This is a genomic window from Reella acinonychis (assembly GCF_052828705.1).
Window position 1 is genome coordinate 1487804 of record NZ_CM128256.1, and the last position, 19073, is coordinate 1506876.

17 protein-coding genes are annotated in these 19073 nt (G+C 37.5%); 6 read left to right on the forward strand and 11 right to left on the reverse strand.

The window, feature by feature from the left end:
* Positions 1-104 precede the first annotated feature (104 nt).
* Together ACUXZ4_RS07365 and ACUXZ4_RS07370 are read left to right on the forward strand one after the other, a co-directional pair.
* Positions 105-1265 carry an efflux RND transporter periplasmic adaptor subunit gene (locus ACUXZ4_RS07365; protein ID WP_464972567.1) on the forward strand — a complete coding sequence of 387 codons (1161 nt, stop codon included), beginning with the start codon at positions 105-107 and terminating at the stop codon, positions 1263-1265.
* 24 nt (positions 1266-1289) lie between these two features.
* Positions 1290-3218 carry a MacB family efflux pump subunit gene (locus tag ACUXZ4_RS07370; protein ID WP_464972568.1) on the forward strand — a complete coding sequence of 643 codons (1929 nt, stop codon included), beginning with the start codon at positions 1290-1292 and terminating at the stop codon, positions 3216-3218.
* Between the two features lie 35 nt (positions 3219-3253).
* Here the strand turns inward: ACUXZ4_RS07370 and ACUXZ4_RS07375 are convergent, their stop codons facing one another.
* From ACUXZ4_RS07375 to mepM, 8 genes are all read right to left on the reverse strand, one after another.
* A complete protein-coding gene (locus tag ACUXZ4_RS07375) occupies positions 3254-3916 on the reverse strand; it encodes a glutathione S-transferase (RefSeq protein WP_464972569.1) in 663 nt (220 codons plus the stop codon).
* A gap of 60 nt (positions 3917-3976) precedes the next feature.
* Positions 3977-5293, reverse strand: a complete 1317-nt coding sequence (gene hemA, locus ACUXZ4_RS07380; protein ID WP_464972570.1) for a glutamyl-tRNA reductase — start codon at positions 5291-5293, stop codon at positions 3977-3979.
* Between the two features lie 181 nt (positions 5294-5474).
* The gene (gene grxD / locus ACUXZ4_RS07385) at positions 5475-5804 is read right to left on the reverse strand and encodes a Grx4 family monothiol glutaredoxin (protein ID WP_464972571.1); all 330 of its coding nucleotides are present in this window, start codon (positions 5802-5804) and stop codon (positions 5475-5477) included.
* 91 nt (positions 5805-5895) lie between these two features.
* A complete protein-coding gene (locus ACUXZ4_RS07390; RefSeq protein WP_464972572.1) occupies positions 5896-6687 on the reverse strand; it encodes a TPM domain-containing protein in 792 nt (263 codons plus the stop codon).
* The gene (locus tag ACUXZ4_RS07395) at positions 6680-7120 is read right to left on the reverse strand and encodes a TPM domain-containing protein (RefSeq protein WP_464972573.1); all 441 of its coding nucleotides are present in this window, start codon (positions 7118-7120) and stop codon (positions 6680-6682) included. Before ACUXZ4_RS07395 ends, ACUXZ4_RS07390 begins: the two co-directional genes overlap by 8 nt.
* Positions 7121-7182: 62 nt before the next feature.
* A complete protein-coding gene (locus ACUXZ4_RS07400; RefSeq protein WP_464972574.1) occupies positions 7183-7764 on the reverse strand; it encodes a LemA family protein in 582 nt (193 codons plus the stop codon).
* A 148-nt stretch (positions 7765-7912) separates the two neighbouring features.
* Positions 7913-8977, reverse strand: a complete 1065-nt coding sequence (ompA, locus tag ACUXZ4_RS07405; RefSeq protein ID WP_464972575.1) for a porin OmpA — start codon at positions 8975-8977, stop codon at positions 7913-7915.
* A gap of 520 nt (positions 8978-9497) precedes the next feature.
* On the reverse strand, positions 9498-10961 hold the full coding sequence (gene mepM, locus ACUXZ4_RS07410; RefSeq protein WP_464972576.1) for a murein DD-endopeptidase MepM: 1464 nt from the start codon (positions 10959-10961) through the stop codon (positions 9498-9500).
* Between the two features lie 194 nt (positions 10962-11155).
* On the opposite strand from mepM, the gene znuC reads away from it, so the two are divergent.
* The 3 genes from znuC to mrcB all read left to right on the forward strand — a co-directional run bounded on the left by znuC (position 11156) and on the right by mrcB (position 15171).
* Positions 11156-11950, forward strand: a complete 795-nt coding sequence (gene znuC, locus ACUXZ4_RS07415; protein ID WP_464972577.1) for a zinc ABC transporter ATP-binding protein ZnuC — start codon at positions 11156-11158, stop codon at positions 11948-11950.
* A 13-nt stretch (positions 11951-11963) separates the two neighbouring features.
* On the forward strand, positions 11964-12749 hold the full coding sequence (gene znuB / locus ACUXZ4_RS07420) for a zinc ABC transporter permease subunit ZnuB (protein WP_464972578.1): 786 nt from the start codon (positions 11964-11966) through the stop codon (positions 12747-12749).
* A gap of 73 nt (positions 12750-12822) precedes the next feature.
* Positions 12823-15171, forward strand: a complete 2349-nt coding sequence (gene mrcB, locus ACUXZ4_RS07425; protein ID WP_464972579.1) for a penicillin-binding protein 1B — start codon at positions 12823-12825, stop codon at positions 15169-15171.
* Between the two features lie 66 nt (positions 15172-15237).
* Here the strand turns inward: mrcB and thiQ are convergent, their stop codons facing one another.
* Both thiQ and ACUXZ4_RS07435 read right to left on the reverse strand, forming a co-directional pair.
* The gene (gene thiQ / locus ACUXZ4_RS07430) at positions 15238-15867 is read right to left on the reverse strand and encodes a thiamine ABC transporter ATP-binding protein (protein WP_464972580.1); all 630 of its coding nucleotides are present in this window, start codon (positions 15865-15867) and stop codon (positions 15238-15240) included.
* Between the two features lie 3 nt (positions 15868-15870).
* A complete protein-coding gene (locus ACUXZ4_RS07435; RefSeq protein WP_464972581.1) occupies positions 15871-16431 on the reverse strand; it encodes a TorD/DmsD family molecular chaperone in 561 nt (186 codons plus the stop codon).
* A gap of 116 nt (positions 16432-16547) precedes the next feature.
* Between ACUXZ4_RS07435 and trhP the strand changes: the two genes are divergently transcribed.
* Positions 16548-17933 carry a prephenate-dependent tRNA uridine(34) hydroxylase TrhP gene (gene trhP, locus ACUXZ4_RS07440; protein ID WP_464972582.1) on the forward strand — a complete coding sequence of 462 codons (1386 nt, stop codon included), beginning with the start codon at positions 16548-16550 and terminating at the stop codon, positions 17931-17933.
* A 52-nt stretch (positions 17934-17985) separates the two neighbouring features.
* On the opposite strand, the gene rsgA is transcribed toward trhP, so the two are convergent.
* The gene (gene rsgA / locus ACUXZ4_RS07445) at positions 17986-19032 is read right to left on the reverse strand and encodes a small ribosomal subunit biogenesis GTPase RsgA (protein ID WP_464972583.1); all 1047 of its coding nucleotides are present in this window, start codon (positions 19030-19032) and stop codon (positions 17986-17988) included.
* Between the last annotated feature and the right edge of the window lie 41 nt (positions 19033-19073).

The window sequence follows — 19073 nt, forward strand, 5'->3', positions numbered from 1 at the left end:
TCCACCGCACTTTTCTTCTCTGCCTGAATTCATGTTAGAATTTTGCTGTTTAGATAAAACTCAACTTAGCTTTATCTGTTTGTGATTGAAATGATTAATACATTATGAAAAAGAAAATTTTTGCTCTACTCATATTACTTCTTTGTGCTGCCGCAGCACTGTACTTCTTCGCCTTTAACAAAACCAAAGCGACAACTTATCTCACAGAGGAAGTAAAACGCATTAATTTAGAAAAAGTGGTTATTGCATCAGGCACTGTTCATAGCTTGAATCAAGTGGATGTCGGCGCACAGGTATCAGGCAAAATTACTAAACTACATGTCACCTTAGGACAGGATATCCAAAAAGGTGAATTGATCGCAGAAATAGATTCCACCACTCAAGTGAATATGTTGAACACCAAAAAAGCGGTATTAGCGAGCTATCAATCGCAATTAAATGCGAAAAAAACCGCCTATGATGTAGCGCAATCTAGCTATAATCGTCAGGCTAAATTATACGCGCAACAATCCACTTCCTTAGAAAGTTTTAATGCAGCTAAAAATAGTTTAGATACGGCAAAATATGAAATAGCGGCATTAAAAGAATTAATTAAACAAGCAGAAATTGAAGTCAACACCGCAGAAACGAATGTTGGCTACACTAAAATTACATCGCCTATTACAGGCACTGTGGTTTCTATTCCCATTTCACAAGGGCAAACCGTCAACGCCAATCAAGCAGCTCCCACAATTGTAACAGTGGCTAATTTAGACAAAATGCTCATTAAACCTGAAATTTCTGAGGGAGATATCACCAAAGTGAAAGCAGGACAAGAAGTCAGCTTTACCATTTTGTCTGATTATTCAACCCAGTATCATGCTGTGATTGAAAGTGTTGATCCTGCAACAACAACTATTACTGATGCGCGAACCACAACAAATACTTCGCCAACTGCGGTGTATTATTATGCAAATTTAGTTGTTGATAATCCCAATCGAGTGTTGAGAATTGGCATGACCACTGAAAACACCATCAAAATCGCGCAAGCCCAAAATGTATTAGCCATACCCAATATGGCATTGCAACGCCAACAGAATAAATACATGGTCAATGTATTAGTGAGTGAAAATAAATCGGAACCAAGACAGGTTGAAATTGGTATGCAAAATGATTTCCAAACTGAAATTAAGTCAGGCTTAAAAGAAGGTGAAAAAGTGATTTTATCGCAATTAAATGAAGGCGAAAAAGTGGGAAATTCAACGCGTGGCCCCCGTATATTGTAACCCTAAAAGTGCGGTGAAAATTGAATGAATATTATTGAAATCAATGGATTAAATCGCTATTTTGGTGAAGGCGAAAATCAAGTTCATATTCTAAAAAACATCTCTTTGAACATTCAACAAGGCGATTTTGTTGCCATTATTGGTCAATCAGGATCGGGAAAATCAACGCTGATGAATATCCTTGGTTGTTTGGATACAGCCAACACTGGCTCTTATAAAATTGCAGGACAGGAAACCACTACGCTTAATTCAACGCAATTATCTCAACTTCGCAGCCAGAAATTTGGGTTTATTTTTCAACGTTATAATCTTTTATCCACGCTAACAGCGCAAGAAAATGTAGCGCTTCCCGCTATTTATGCAGGTCAATCCAAATATGAACGTCTTGCACAAGCGAAAACCTTATTACACAAATTAGGCTTAGACAATAAAGAAAATAATAAGCCTAATCAACTATCAGGTGGTCAACAACAACGCGTGAGTATTGCACGTGCGTTGATGAATGGTGGTGAAATTATTTTAGCTGATGAGCCCACTGGCGCACTGGATTCGCAAAGTGGTGAAAATGTGATGACCATTTTACGTCAACTTCATCAGGAAGGACATACCATTATTATCGTCACTCATGATCCCAATATTGCGGCAAGTGCCAACCGTATTATTGAAATTAAAGATGGTGAAATCATTAGTGATCAACAAAAAGCTAATGTAAAAAGTGCGGTACAAAAGTCGTCAAAAACACACCGCGGTTTTGGCTTTAACCGAGATCAATTGATTGAAGCATTCCGAATGTCGATGAGTGCCATTATTGCGCATAAAATGCGTTCCCTACTCACCATGTTGGGCATTATCATTGGAATCACTTCTGTGGTTTCTGTGGTTGCTTTAGGCAACGGTTCTCAACAAAAAATATTGTCGAATATCAATGGATTAGGCACCAATACCATGACCATTTTTAATGGTACAGGCTTTGGTGATCGACGTGCTGAAAATATGCAAAATTTAACTGTTGCAGATGCGAATGCTCTATTAAAGCAGAGCTATGTGCAAGGGGTTACGCCAAATAATGCCGCCACAGGCACATTAATTTATGGCAATAAATCTTTCGTGGCAACAAATCTAAAAGGAATTGGCGAACAATACTTTGATGTGGAAGGCATGAAATTAAGAATGGGGCGTTTAATTAATGCAGAAGAAGTCGTTCACAATGCCCAAGTCGCCATTATTGATGAAAGTGCCAAACAAGCCATCTTTGCTCATGAAGATCCCATTGGTAAAGTTGTGCTTTTTGCTCATCGTCCATTTCGCATTATTGGTGTCGTTTCCAATCGTCAAATGGGCGTATCAAGCAATCTCAACCTTTATGTGCCTTATAGCACGTTAATGTATCGTGTAACGGGTGGTAGCAAAATTAGTTCTATTACCGTTAAAGTGAATGATGATATAAATACTAGCGTTGCCGAAAAAAGTGTGACGCAATACCTTATTTCTCGCCATGGTAAAAAAGATTTTTTTATTATGAATAGCGATACGATTAAACAAACCCTTGAAAGTACAACCGATACGATGAAATTATTAATCTCATCTATTGCCTTTATTTCACTGGTTGTCGGTGGTATTGGGGTAATGAATATTATGCTCGTATCAGTAACCGAACGCACAAAAGAAATTGGTATCCGAATGGCAATTGGTGCGCGTAAAAGCGATATTTTGCAACAATTCCTAATTGAAGCCGTACTTATTTGTATCATAGGCGGTCTTTCAGGCATTGCTCTTTCATTGATTATTGGCTATGTATTTAATAGTTTTGTTAATAATTTCCACATGGCATTTTCAATGTTCTCCATTATCGCTGCAGTGTTATTTTCAACACTCATAGGTATCATCTTTGGTTATATGCCTGCTAAAAAAGCCGCTCAATTAGATCCCATTATGGCACTTGCAAGAGAGTAATAATAAAGCCTTTGATGATAATCAAAGGCTTTATCTCATATCTCCAACTTCCCTATTTTCATTTCAGCTTTTTGATAAGCATTGTTTTGTGTTATGCGTTTAACGTAGTTATTAATATTTGGGTAATTATCTAAACCTTTATAAACCAATGCTTGTAGTGGGAAGCTCATCATAATGTCTGCACCCGTTAATTGTTCACCTAAAAACCAAGTTTTATTCGCTAGTTTTTGTTCAATATAGTCTAAATGCAATTTCAATTGAGGATGTAAAAAATGATGACGAAATGTTGTGGTGATTTTTCTCACTATAGGTTTGACAAAAAATGGGACTTTTTGTGCATCAATGCGGTTGAAAATTAATGACATAACCAACAAGGGCATCATTGATCCTTCTGCATAATGTAACCAGTAAATATAATCCGTATAAGATGCATCGCTATTTTGGGGCTTGAAACGACATTGAACATCATAACGATTGAGCAAATATTCAACAATAGCGCCACTTTCTGCCAGAATCAATTCGCCATCTTGAATTAAAGGGGATTTACCTAAAGGATGCATTTTACGTAAATCATTTGGGGCCAGAAAGGTCTGTTTATCCCTGTCGATTAAAACAAGATTATATTCAACTTCTAAAAGCTCCAACAACCAAGCAATACGATAAGCGCGGGATTGCTTTAATGCATATAAGGTAATCATAATTTATCCTATTAATTACTGAATTTTATCGTTTGTCGAGTAATAAAAAAGTAGCTATCGCTACTTTTCAAAATATTCTACACCTAATGCTTGCGAAAAACTGCGTAATCCTTTTGCGTTACCCGCTTTTACCATTCCTTGCATAGCCTGAGTTGGCGAATGAATTAATTTATTCATTAATTTATAGCTTAGTTCTTGTAAAACTAGTTCGGCATTTTCACCTTGTTGTAACGCATTGATGGCTTTTTCTAACAACGCCTGACGCGTTTGTTCTGCATTATCACGATAAGTGCGAATTAAATTGGAAAATTGATGCACTTTAAGCCATTCAAAGAAATCCTGACATTCTTGATTAATAATCTGTTGTGCTTGAGCTGACGCTTTTTCTCGTTCATCCATATTACGTTGGATAATATTTTGCAAATCATCAACAGTATAATGATAAATACGATCAAGATCGCCCACACTGTCTTCTACATCACGAGGAACCGCAATATCAACCAATAACATTGGGGCATTTTTACGCAACTTTTGAGCCTGTTTAACCATTTCTTGCGAAATTAAGATATGAGGTGCACCAGTAGAAGAAATAACAATATCACATTGATTTAATCCTTGTTGCAATTCACTTAAAGGCATAATTTCAATTTTGTCACTGCGATCAAGGCGAGCAACCAGTTCTTCCGCTCTTGATAAAGTGCGGTTAGCGATCATGATTTTTTTCACACCATGGCGTAAAAGGTGGCGACTCACTAATTCAATGGTTTCACCCGCACCGACTAATAATACCGATAAGGATTTTAAATTCTCAAAAATTTGACGGGCCAAACTACAAGCTGCATAAGCCACAGATACTGCATTTTCACCAATATTGGTTTCCGTACGCACACGTTTCGCAACAGAAAAAGTGCGTTGGAATAAACGAGAAAATTCACCTGTTAATGCTAAATGATGCAGCTCAGCAAATTCTTCCGTTAATTGATAAGCTTGTTTTACTTGGCCTAGAATTTGTGGCTCACCTAAAATTAATGAATCCAAACCACAAGCAACCCGCATTAAATGATTAACCGCTTGTTGATTAATATGCAAATAAAGGCAAGATTGTAATTCTTCTGAGCTAATTTGATGAATTTGAGCAAACCAAGCAACAGCTTGATCTAAAAACAAGCTAACATCTTGTTCTTCTGGTGATATTTGCTTGTTATGCAAATAAATTTCTGTACGGTTACAAGTAGATAAAATGACCGCGCTTTGAGCCAAGTCCAACTGGTGAATTTGTTGTAGGGCAATTTGACGCTTTTCTTCCGAAAACGCTACTTTTTCCCGCAAAGCCACCGTTGCTGTTTTATGATTAATACCCAAAACTAGAATTGTCATAGAATCTTACTCTATACCTCAAAATAAGTAGATATATCTGATACTTAGATTAAAATAGAACTAAAAAATAATGGGGGATATTCTAGCGGAAATTTGCAATGAAATACACAAGAATTGTTTTTAATGAGAATAGTTTGTAATAAAAACAAGCCATCAATATGATGGCTTGCTCTTTACTAACTTAAGCTTGAGGATGGCGTTCTGCTACTTCTTTTAACAGGGTTTGTAACTCGCCAGCTTGGAACATTTCCAATACGATGTCGCAACCACCAATTAATTCACCTTCTACCCATAATTGTGGGAAAGTCGGCCAATTTGCATATTTTGGTAACTCAGCACGTACATCTGGATGCTGTAAAATATCAACATACCCAAATGGTACTTGGCAGTTCATTAACGCTTCGACTGCACGCGCAGAAAAACCGCAAGAAGGTAATTTCGGCGAACCTTTCATGTAAATTAAAATTGGATTTTCAGCAATTTGTTTTTTGATTTTATCTAATGTTTCCATTATTTTTCCTTTGTCGTATTTAAAAGTGCGGTTATTTTATCACAAGTTTTTTCCTTTATGCTATAACCGAGTGGGATTATCAACTTCTTGCTTACCAGCTACCGCCAGCACCGCCTCCGTCAAAACCACCGCCGCCGAAGCCACCACCAGATCCTCCACCAAAACCGCCTCCAAAGCCGCCTCCGAATCCACCGCCGTTACGTCTTCGACTATTTAATACGGAAGCAGCGATGATTGCTGCATTTTGTAAATCATGATTTGCGGTTGGGCTAATATAAGGTTTACGACGCCAGCTCAATTCACCAAATAAAACAAAAAGAATAAACAAGACAACCATAAAGAAAGGAATATAATCTTCTAAACTTTCCTCTGACTCTACTTTTGCCGCATCAAATTCGCCTTGGCTAGCGGCAATAATATAGTCTAATCCTTGGTTGATACCCTGTGCAAATTGCCCTTGTTTAAAAGAAGGCAAAATCACCTTGCGAATTAACTGTGATAAAAAAGCATCAGGTAAAACACCTTGCAAACCTTGCCCAGTAGCAATAAACACTTTGCGATCATTTTTAGCAATCAGAAATAAAACGCCATTATTTAGCTTTTTACGTCCAATTCCCCATCTATCGCCTAATTCTGCTGTATATTGCGCAATTTCATATTCGCCAGTCGTTGGAATAATAACTACTGCAATTTGAGAACTCGTCTTCTGCCCATATTGAATCAGTTTATTTTCTAAATACTGATTATCTGCTGCAGATAATGTATTAGTGTAATCATTCACATAGCGAAATGGATTCGGACTAGCAGGGAAATCAGCTGCTTTTGCTAAAACACTAACAAAAACTAAGCAAAAAAATACCGCACTTTGAAATAATTTATTCATTAATAATCACCTCATTTGGTAATTCATTAATATCATCAGCTTGAACAGGAAAATAGGTCGTCAACTCGCCAGCAATTTGCTCAATAGCAGCTACTACACCAGAAGTATATTGCTTTTGTTTAAAATAACTTATCATTAAGTCACATTGCTGCTGCCAAAATTGTTCACCAACAAACTGATGAATACCAATATCCCCAATAATTGAACATTGATGATCCTTATAGGCAATATAAATCAGCACTGCATTTTTGGCTGCTGTTTCGTGCATATCTAATTGCTTAAATACAGCTAAAGTGCGGTCTAAAATTAAGGTATTTTTAGGTAAATGACGTTCAATATAAACACGAAGCTCTGCTGAAGAATTTTTTTCTAATTCTGCAATTGCAGCTTCAATTTGTTTTTTATCAAACGGAATTCGAGAAAATAGCGACATAATTTTTCTTTAAAAATCAGGGTTGCTGAACAATCAACAACCCCATATAAATTCAATTAATCTTATTGGAAGTTCACTGTTGGTGCATTTTCTGCACCAGCGGTTGATTTAAAGTAAGGTTTTTCTTTAAAGCCTAAAATCAACGCTGCTAATTTTGTTGGGAATTGGCGCACTTTTTGGTTATAAATTTTTGCTGCCGCATTAAAGTCATTACGTGCTTTATTAATGCGATTTTCAGTACCTTCTAACTGAGCTTGTAAGTTATTAAAACCATCATGTGCTTTTAATTCTGGATATTTTTCTACGCTAACAAGTAAACGAGAAAGCGCTGAACCAACAGAATCTTGGTTTTGTTGGAATTGCGTTAATTGCTCTTCCGTCATATTTGCTGGATCAATTTTAACCTGTGTTGCTTTAGCACGTGCTTCAATCACACCTGTTAAGGTTTCTTTTTCAAAATTAGCTTGACCTTTCACTGTATTCACTAAATTTGGAATCATATCCGCACGACGCTGGTATTGAGATTCAACATTCGCCCACACAGAATCAATTTCTTCTTCAGCTTTCACTAAACCATTGTAGCTAGACATTAATGTAAAGCCAGCAACAACAGCAACAACAAGAATAAGTAACCATTTTTTCATTCTAAAGTTTCCTTTTATAAAAATAAAATCAGTATTAAGACAAATAAACTGAAACTTAGTTCAATGAATATCGCATAATACAGAAAAAGACCTAAACTAAGTTTAGGTCTTTTCGGAATAAATCTAACTAATAATTAGATATCTCAAATTACATAGTAACTTGTTTGTTACCTTGAACTTGAACTTCAACGCGACGGTCTGGCGCTAAGCAAGCGATTAATGCTTTACGACCTTTAACTGCGTCACAAGCGTTGCCAGTTACTGGGTTAGCTTCACCGTAACCAGTTGCAGTTACAGCGTTAGAATCTAAACCTTTAGATACTAAGTAGTTAGCAACTGTTTCAGCACGACGTTGAGAAAGTTTTAAGTTTGCTGCATCTTTACCGATACGGTCAGCATAACCATTTACTGCAACTGCTGGGCTAGCAACTTGAGCGATTTCGCCATAGATACCATCTAAAGTAGAAGCAGCTTCAGGTTTTAATGTTGATTTACCGAATGCGAAAGTAACATCACTGTTTAAAGTGAAAGTTTTGTTCACAACTTCAGGAGCTACAACTGGAGCACCTTGACCGAAACGGTAAGATAAACCTGCAGTTACGCTGTGGATTTCTGGAGTATAGTCGAAACGTGTACCATCAGCATTTTTTAATTTACCCACGTTGTTTAACCATTGGTATTCAACACGGAACGCTAATTCTGGAAGAATTGCATACTCAACACCAGCGCCTAAAAGTAATGAAGTTTTTAAGCTATGTGTACGCTCAACGCCATTGAAGTTGTTAGTGAAACCTTTTTGAGTTTTGTAGTCAGAACGAACTAATGCTGCACCAACTTTACCGTAAACATCTAAACCTGGTAATACTTCATAGCTTGGTTTTAAGCTTAAGTGTGCACCATGGTTAGTGTGTTTTGCAGAAGTTACGCCATTTTCACGTAATTTAGCACGACCGAAGTCATCGTAACCTAATTCTACTGCAAGACCCATGTTGTCTTGGTTTAAAATTTGATAACCACCGAAAACGCCGTAAGTTACAGAGTTTTTAAGTGTACCTAAACCATTTGCAGCATCTTCATATTGAGTATAACCGTCATGGAATGATGCCCAACCTGCTTTAGCACCAGCATAGAAAGTGTTTTCTTGTGGAGCTGCTTGTGCAACTGATGCCGCTGCTAAACCAGCGATAGCTAATGCGATAGCTGTTTTTTTCATTGTGATGATCCTCTTACTTTTTAGTCATCTAATTTCAAAAATATCAGCTGGATTCAGCTGAATTCCGAGTACAAAAGATGTACCTTTTATTTTATCTTAGCTATAAAGATTTATAGCACTAGATTTGCCTACTAGGGTTGAATTTGCCCTATTCCTTTTGACAAATTCAATTCTACCTTGATCTATATCAAGAAGAACATTTCAAAAGTGGGCGTATTATCCAATCCTAAATAGGAAAAATCAAACATTTTTTTGCTTTTTTGGTTGTTTTATAAGCAAAGAAACTAAATATTGGTTTATTTTTGTTCAATCTTACATTTTTATTACAAAATAAAAATGAACGAACATTCATAAACATTGTCTGTATTATATCAGCTATTATTAAAAAGTCGATACTTTTAGTTAAGTGATTCTCTTTTCATTGTTTTAATGTATGAAAGTAGAACTTAATACTAAAACAAAAGCGCGGTTAAAAAAAGTCATTTTTCCACCGCGCTTTATTATTTATCCTAATAAATGCTTATATTTTTAATTGTCTTTCAACTGCCTTAGCTCTCACTAAGAACGTTTTACGTTCGCTATCTGCCATTCCCGTATTTCCACCCGGTAATTTAACCGTCATCGGATTAACTGGTCGTCCATTTATATGAAACTCATAATGCAAATGGGCGCCTGTTGAAATCCCCGTATTGCCAGATAAAGCAATCCGTTCTCCTCGCTTAACAGATTGTCCTGCTCTCACAAGCGCTTTGCTGAGATGCATATAGACAGTTTGATATTCACGACCATGGCGTAAAACAACATATCGTCCCGCACCGCCACTTTGATACGCCACTTTTTCAACAACAGCATCAGCAGGAGCAATAACAGGTGTGCCCACAGGTAAAGCAAAATCAGTTCCTTTGTGTGGTCGGACACGCCCAGTTACAGGATGGCGTCTGCGAGGGTTAAAAGGCGAAGATATTCTTGCTTGTCGCTGCAATGGGATACGAGCGAAACCTTTGCTAATTGTTTCACCTTGGCGATTATAGTAGCGTCCATTATTTGCTTGAATGGCGTAATAGCTTTTGCCACTCGCCACAATATGAATGGCCTCAACATTACCTTGACCAGTTAACTTATCACCTAAGTATTCACGTGATACTAATACTGCAAACTTATCACCTTTTTTTAATTTGGCTACATTCACTTGCCATTGAAGCGCGGTGCTTAATTGATGAATTTGTCGATTATCTAAACCCAATTTTTGTAAACTAGCTCGTAAGCTGTTCTCTATCTGACCTTTTAGCACATCTTTCTTCCAGATACTTTTCTTCTCTATAATTTGACGCGCAAACTGTCCACTCTCTTTGCGTTCATAAATGCGCTCTTCTCTTTCAGAAATAAGCCAGTTTAAATATTCTAGTTCATTTTCATTATCTAAAATCCAATAGACTTGCTGACCCGGTTTTAAATTTTTTAACTCGGGGTAGCTTGCAATTAATTTTTGGCTAGTTTCATCTTCTAAACCAGACATTTCTAATACATCTTTTAACTTATCCCCTTTCACAATAGTATGAGAGAATTGATCGGTGATGCGTTTTGCTTGATCAACCGCATCCAATAAATCATCCAATACATTCTGTGCATCTTCAGGTAATTTATCTTGAGTTAAATCGATTTGGTCGGACTCATCATCCTTTTCTAACAATTCATCATCATAAGAGGTTGCATTCTCTTCATTTTGATCTGAGGTGGTTTGAACAATAGAAGATGAATCTTCATTATTTAGATTTTCGTCAGATTGAGTTGAGGTTGGTTTGAGATGTTGAAATTCAGCTTGTTCTTGCGTCGAAGTAATATTAATAGGTTCATTATTCTCTACAGTATCCTTTAAACTGAGAATTCCCCCTGTGATAATGCATAGCAAAGCCAAAAAGAAAACCCCAGCTTTAATGTAAGATTTTCTTTTGCGTCTATCACGAGCTAACTTGATTTGCTTCACTATAATAATGATCCTAATTCTAAATGGCTGTTTTTATGACAAGCATAAATAAAGAAAATTCATTATACACAATAAAAAAATCAGAGAAATGAGTAAATAACTCATATCATTCATTTTTTAAGCACTTAAACTTGTTTTATTGCATAAAATAAGCTATGTTAAACGCCATTTTATTTTGCCACCGATATCCACTTATGCTAATTCATTCCATTCGTTCAGCAATAAACGAACCTTTAGTCGAATTAAAATCGATTAGTGTACGTTTTCCACAAAAAATTGCATTACAAGATATTAATTTCCGAATTTATCCTAATTCGGTCATTACCATTGTTGGTCCAAATGGTGGTGGGAAATCAACATTTTTAAAAGTGTTACTCAAATTGCTTACCCCAACCTCAGGCGAAGTAATTTATAAAAAAGGGCTATCCATTGGTTATGTACCACAAAAATTGTATATCGATCCAACTTTACCGATTACAGTAGAAAAATTTTTGTCCTTAAAGAAAGGCGTGAAAAAACACGAAATTTTAACCGCACTTTCATTATTATCTATTTCTCATTTACAAAAAAATATCCTACAAAAATTATCGGGTGGTGAAATGCAGCGCGTTTTAATTGCTCGGGCTATTTTGAACAAACCCCATTTATTAGTATTAGACGAGCCAACTCAAGGCGTTGATTTAGGAGGACAAGCGGAATTGTACCAATTAATTCATCAAACCAGAGAAAAATTAAATTGTGCCGTTTTAATGGTTTCCCATGATTTACATATTGTGATGGCGGATACAAATGAAGTGCTTTGTATTAATCAACATATTTGTTGTGCAGGCACACCAGAGATTTTGTCTAATAATCCACAATTTATCCGATTATTTGGTGATCAGTTTGTTAAAAACACTGCCTTTTATACTCACCATCATAATCATCGCCACGATATGCATGGCGATATTTGTTGCCAAGGTCAGACGACTTGCGCACAACATAAATAAATAGGTCATCATTATGTTTGATATTATTTTTCCCGCTTGGCTTGCCGGCATGCTACTTTCTTTTATTACCGCACCTTTAGGCGCTTTTGTTGTGTGGCGTAAAATGGCCTATTTTGGCGATACTCTTGCACATTCTGCTTTATTAGGTGTAGCTCTTGGTATTTTCTTTGAAATCAATCCCTATGTTGCGATTTTAATCCTCACTTTAATCCTTGCCATTGTGATGGTCTGGTTAGAAAATAGCACCCAATTTGCCGTAGATACTTTATTAGGCATCATTGCCCATAGTTGCTTGTCTTTAGGCTTGGTTACCGTTGGCTTATTACAAAACGTTCGTGTCGACTTAATGAGTTATTTATTTGGTGATCTTCTATCCGTCAATTTTGATGATGTGCTTTATATTTTATGTGGCGTAATCATCGTATTGTCGCTATTAGTGTTTTATTGGAAACCACTTATTTCAGCAACCGTTAGCCCAGATCTTGCCCAAGTTGAAGGGATTAACATTAAGAAAATGCGATTTTTGTTAATGATTTTAACCGCACTTACGATCGCTCTCAGCATGAAAATTGTTGGTGCTTTAATCATCACTTCATTACTTATTATCCCTGCCGCTACGGCAAGACGTTTTGCTCGTACTCCGGAAACCATGGTAGTTGTTGCTATTGTTGTGAGTATGATTGCAGTGAATATGGGCTTGGCATTTTCCATGTTTTACAATACTGCCGCAGGTCCCTCTGTGGTTATCGCTGCTGCACTGCTCTTTTTATTCTCATTGCTAAAAAAAGAAAAGGGTTAACAAGAGAGGCTACACGCAGAAAATAAAATTGTGCTAGAATTGTGCCAGTTTGCATGGAAACTAGGATTATTTAATGTCATCGGAACAACATCCTCAAGAAAAACAAACGGAACAATCCACCGAACAAATACCTTTCGCCAAAAAGCACAAATGGAAACTGTTTTTTGCTAAAACGATTTTTACTGTCGGTTGTTTAGCCTTTGCTTATGGCGCTTATTTGGACTCGCAAATTCGTTCAAAAATGGATGGACAAATTTGGCGACTCCCCACCGAAGTGTATAGTCGTATTGAAAGTATCCGCTTGCAAGATAATCTCAATCTAAATGATGTTATTCAATTGTTGCTAAATAATGATTATCGTCAGACAACTATCGTGGCAGCACCAGGTGATTTTAAAATTGAAAACGATAGTATTGTTTTATTACGTCGTGCTTTCCCTTTCCCCGATGTAGCAGAAGCACAACGCGTATTTCGTTTGCGTTTCCATGATGAAAAATTAGTTGTCATTGAAGATTTAATTAATCGTAAAACAATTAATGATTTTCGCTTGGCACCAAAACTCATTGCTATGTTGCAATCCGAATCAGATAAAGAAGAACGCTTAGCAATACCGCTACAAAATTACCCGCGCTTATTAATTGATACACTAATCCTCACTGAAGATCGTCGTTTCTATGAACATGATGGAATTAGTCCATTAGGCATTGCGCGCGCGATGTTTACCAATATCAAAGCTGGGCATACTGTTCAAGGTGGAAGTACATTAACCCAACAATTAGTTAAAAACCTCTTTTTAAGCAATGAACGTTCTTTCACTCGAAAAATCAATGAAGCCTTAATGGCGGTGATTTTAGATTGGCGTTACGACAAAAATACCATTTTAGAAACCTATTTAAACGAAATTTATTTAGGACAAAATGGCGACAGCCAAATTCATGGTTTTGAATTAGCGAGCCACTTTTTCTTTGGGCGCCCAGTACGCGAAATCAGTTTAGACCAAATAGCTCTGTTGGTCGGCATGGTAAAAGGCCCTTCTTTATATAACCCTTGGCGTAATCCTGAAAATGCGAAAAATCGTCGCAATGTTGTATTAGGTCTAATGTTAGAACATCAAATGATTGATAGAGAATTATTTGATATGCTCAGCCAGCGCCCATTAGGTGTGCAAGAAAAAGGGAATATCTCACGCCCTTATCCTGCCTTTATTCAAACATTGCAATCTGAACTACGCCAAAATCTCACCCACATCAAACCAGCCGATTTACTGGGGGCGAGAATTTTTACCAATATGGACATAAAACAGCAAGCTTATGCGGAACAAGCGGTTGTAAATGCAACAAGAGAATTGCAGCTTAAAGTGAAAAATCCACATTTACAGGCTGCCATGGTTGTTGCTGATTATCATAATGGTGAAATTCGCGCCATCGTTGGTGGCACACAAACACAATATGCTGGTTTTAACCGCGCGATCATGGCAAATCGTCAAATTGGTTCTTTGGTAAAACCTTCCGTTTATTTAACAGCATTAAGCAATCCACAACAATTCCGTTTAAATACAGCCATTAACAATCAACCTATTACTATTAATATTAAAGGTAGTCCACCTTGGCAACCTCGTAACTACGATCGCCGTTATAGTGGCTCTGTGCTATTAATGGATGCGCTTGCACGCTCCCTTAATATTCCAACGGTCAACATCGGTATGAAAGTAGGATTAACACAGGTAATTGAAACCCAAAAAGCAATGGGATGGGATCGCGTGAATATCCCCAAAGTGCCGGCAATGTTACTAGGCTCATACAGTATCTCTCCTTATGATGTAACAAAATCTTACCAAGTGATTGCAAATAATGGCGGTAAAATTCCGATTAGCACCATTAATTCCATTAGCAATCGTCAGGGTCAATTGTTACATGAACATTCAACAGAACCCGAACAAGTTGTGCCAGCGGAAGCTGCATTCCAAACATTATATGCTATGCAACAAGTGGTTGAACGCGGAACAGCACGAAGCCTAATGAATGATTTTGCTGAATTAAAATTAGCAGGAAAAACGGGCACTACCAATGATGCGCGTGATACCTGGTATGTGGGTATAGACGGTCAAAATGTTGCTACAATTTGGCTAGGACGTGATGATAACGGCAGCACTGGCTTAACAGGCGCAAGTGGTGCCTTAGAAATTTATAAAAATTATCTTCGTCGTGCTGAAATTTCCCCACTTAAACCAAGCAAACCACAAAATATAAAATGGGTTGGGGTGAACGCTTACGGCGGTTGGAATTGCTATTCGCCAGTACGCAATATCCCTGTATGGATAGATAACGCACAAAATTTCTGTGCCATGTCGCCAAAACCAGTTGAGCAATCTACGCCAACAGAAACAAAAGCGCCAGTAGAAGAAGCGCGACCAGCAGAATAAAAAGTGCGGTGTATTTTTTGAAAGTTTTAAAACTTAACAAAAATGCACCGCACTTTGAATATTCATTTATATAATTTTGCCATTTTCTACCTGAATAAGGCGATCAATTTTCCCTTCTAATTCATTAGGTTGGTGAGTAACCAATACTAAAGTAATCTTCTTCTGTTCACATAATGTTAATAGCAACTGAAGCATTTCTTGGCGTAATTGGGGATCTAAAGCAGAAAAGGGTTCATCTAACAATAAAATTGGTTTATCACGTAACAAGCAACGAGCTAAAGCAACGCGCTGTTTTTGTCCACCTGAAAGTGAAGTGGGTTTCTGCGATAAAAATGCAGACAAACCTACCGCAGTTGCTGCCTGCTCTACCGCTTGTTTTTGCTGTTCATCCAACGTTAAATTGGGTTTAATCCCCAAAGCAATATTTTGATAAACCGTCAAATGTGGGAATAAATTATTTTCCTGAAATAGCATCGAAACGGGACGTTGATGGGGTTGCGTTGAGAAATGATTTTCGCCATTTAGCCAAATTTCGCCTTGATGGGCGAATTCAAAACCTGCAATTAAATTCAACAAAGTGCTCTTCCCTGCGCCACTTGCTCCAATCACCGCCACTTTTTCACCTGCTTGAATATGCAAGTCAAATTGCATTGCCATGGTTTTATATTGAAACTGGACTTGCTTTAAATGAATCATAACTTATGCCTGAACTTCCTCTAATTCATCTGCCATTGCTGCTAAAATTTCACGAGATAGCAAGGCTAAAGCACGATAGAAAGGCAAATTAGCTTGTTGCTCCACCTTGTTCAGAAATAAATTAGCACAAGGCAATAAAAAGCGTTCAAATAGCTCAAGCTGTGCCTGCGGTGAATCCAAATTATCCTCAATCCAAGAAGCAGTTAAAAAAACTAAAGCAAAATGATCCGTACTTTCTACTTCTGGCATAGCACGTTCTTGTCGAAATGCCACAAATTCCGCCACATCAATACCGTAATCGGATATTGCCGTTGAAATCGCCTTTTCACCCACGAATAAACGCTGGTATTCTTGTGCTAACAAATTAACGTCCAATGGCATTTGTAAACTTTCAATCGCTGCTTGCGTATTTTTATCCGTTTCTAACGCCCAAACCTGTTGCAAACCCTTTTGCTGTAACCAGTTAAATACGCTCGCCAAAATAGGATCTGTTGGTGAACGATAAAATAAATTACCAAATAAACGGCTAATTAACGAAAAATTATTAAGTTGTTGCTCTGACATAAAAATTCCTAAAATTTGCGAAAATTGCACCGCACTTTACCACAATTTCTGCTAAAATACTGCACCTTTAACAATTTGCCTCGGCAAATTACTGACTTGTACTCAGAGAGAAATTTATGACATTCAAACCCGAACTCCTTTCCCCTGCGGGAACATTAAAAAATATGCGTTACGCCTTTGCCTATGGTGCAGATGCGGTTTATGCAGGGCAACCTCGCTATAGCTTGCGTGTGCGTAACAATGAATTCAATCATGCCAATTTAAAAATTGCCATTGAAGAAGCCCATAATTTAGGCAAAAAATTCTATGTGGTGGTCAACATTGCGCCACATAATTCCAAACTCAAAACCTTCATTAAAGATCTGCAAGTTGTGGTCGATATGCAACCCGATGCACTGATTATGTCTGATCCAGGTTTAATTATGTTGGTGCGTGAGCATTTTCCTGAAATGGATATCCATTTATCCGTACAAGCCAATGCGGTGAACTGGGCAACAGTGAAATTCTGGAAACAAATGGGATTAACACGCGTAATTTTATCTCGTGAACTTTCCATTGAAGAAATTGCAGAAATTCGCGAACAAGTGCCTGATATTGAATTAGAAATTTTCGTTCATGGTGCATTATGCATGGCTTATTCTGGACGCTGTTTATTATCAGGATACATTAACAAACGCGACCCAAATCAAGGCACTTGTACCAATGCTTGCCGTTGGGAATATAAAATGCAAGAAGGCACAACGGATGATGTGGGAAATATCGTCCCTAAAAACGATGTGCAAAAATATCAACCGGAAATTGAAGTCAAAAATATTGAGCCAACGTTAGGCGAAGGTAGCACAACAGACAAGGTGTTCCTCTACACAGAACCTAATCGTCCAGATGAACAAATGACTGCCTTTGAAGATGAACATGGCACTTACTTTATGAACTCAAAAGATCTACGAGCAGTTCAACATGTGGAAAAATTAACGCAATTAGGTGTTCACTCATTAAAAATCGAAGGACGAACAAAATCCTTTTATTATTGTGCAAGAACCGCGCAAGTTTATCGTAAAGCTATTGATGATGCAGCAGCAGGCAAACCATTTGATGAAAGCTTAATGGATACATTAGAAAGCCTAGCACATCGCGGTTATACCGAGGGTTTCTTACGTCGTCATACGCATGATGAATATCAAAATTATGAATATGGCTATTCCATTTCTGAGCGTCAACAATTCGTGGGCGAATTTACGGGTAAACGTAATGAACAAGGTATGGCGGAAGTTGCAGTTAAAAACAAATTTTTACTAGGCGATGAAGTGGAAATGATGACTCCAAAAGGCAACATCACATTCAAAATTCAACGTTTGCTAAATCGTAAAAATGAAACTGTTGAAGCTGGACTAGGCGATGGACATTTCGTGTTCCTGGATATTCCACAAGATATCGAATTAGATTATGCATTACTAATGAGAAATCTATCAGGAACCAACACGCGTAACCCGCACGAAAAATAAAAATAGTATAAAAAAGACCGCACTTTTAAAGAGCGGTCTTTGTATTTTTGCTTTATTCAACAAAATGTCGCTGAGATTTATTTTCTTCCCGACTTAAAATCAAACGATGATAATTTTCAAAACGCGTAGGATGAATCTTGCCTTGTTCCACCGCTTCTCGTAATGCACATTGCGGATCTTGTAAATGCTTGCAATCTCTAAATTTACAAGTGCCTAAAAATGCTTGAAATTCCCTATAACCTTTTGTGATTTGATCTGCCTCTAAATGCCACAAACCAAATTCTCGAATACCCGGACTATCAATTAAATGACCGCCTTGCGATAAATGATATAAACGAGAAGCGGTAGTCGTATGTTGTCCTAGCCCTGACACACTACTAATTTCGCCCGTTTGCGCATTCACTTCAGGTAAAATTTGATTGACTAAACTTGATTTCCCTACTCCTGATTGCCCCACAAATATGGATATCCCTTCCGTTAAAAGTGCGGTCAATTCTGACATATTTTTACCCGTCTTCGCTGATATCATCATGGTTTGATAACCAATATCTTGATAAATTTTAAGTTGTTGCTCAGCTTGTTGGTATTCTTGTTCAGATAATAAATCCACTTTATTTAATACAATCACCGCTGGAATATTGGCTGTTTCACAAATGACCAAATAGCGATCAATAATATTTAATGACAGCGTTGGCAACACCGCTGACACAATAATAATACGGTCGATATTCGACGCCATCACTTTTAAACCATCATAATAATCTGGACGACTTAACTCGTTTTTACGCGGTAAAACCGCTTCTATCACACCACTAATACCCTGTAATTGCTGATGACCTTCACGCCAAACAACCAAATCACCCACCACCACATTTGACAAAGTACGGCGCAAATTACAGCGAAAAACCTTCCCATCTTTATTTTCCACGTCTGCGTGCATAGAATAACGCACTACCACCACGCCATCTTGGGTTTCGCCTAACATATCCTCTTGCCAATCAATATCTTTTTTCGCTTGGCGACGATGACGATCCAATGCTTTTGCATTATTAGCATGAATACGACGTTTCTGGTTTTGAGTAAGTTTATGCTTTGCCAATCTGAATTCCTTAAAAGTGCGGTCGTTTTTTATCGTAATTT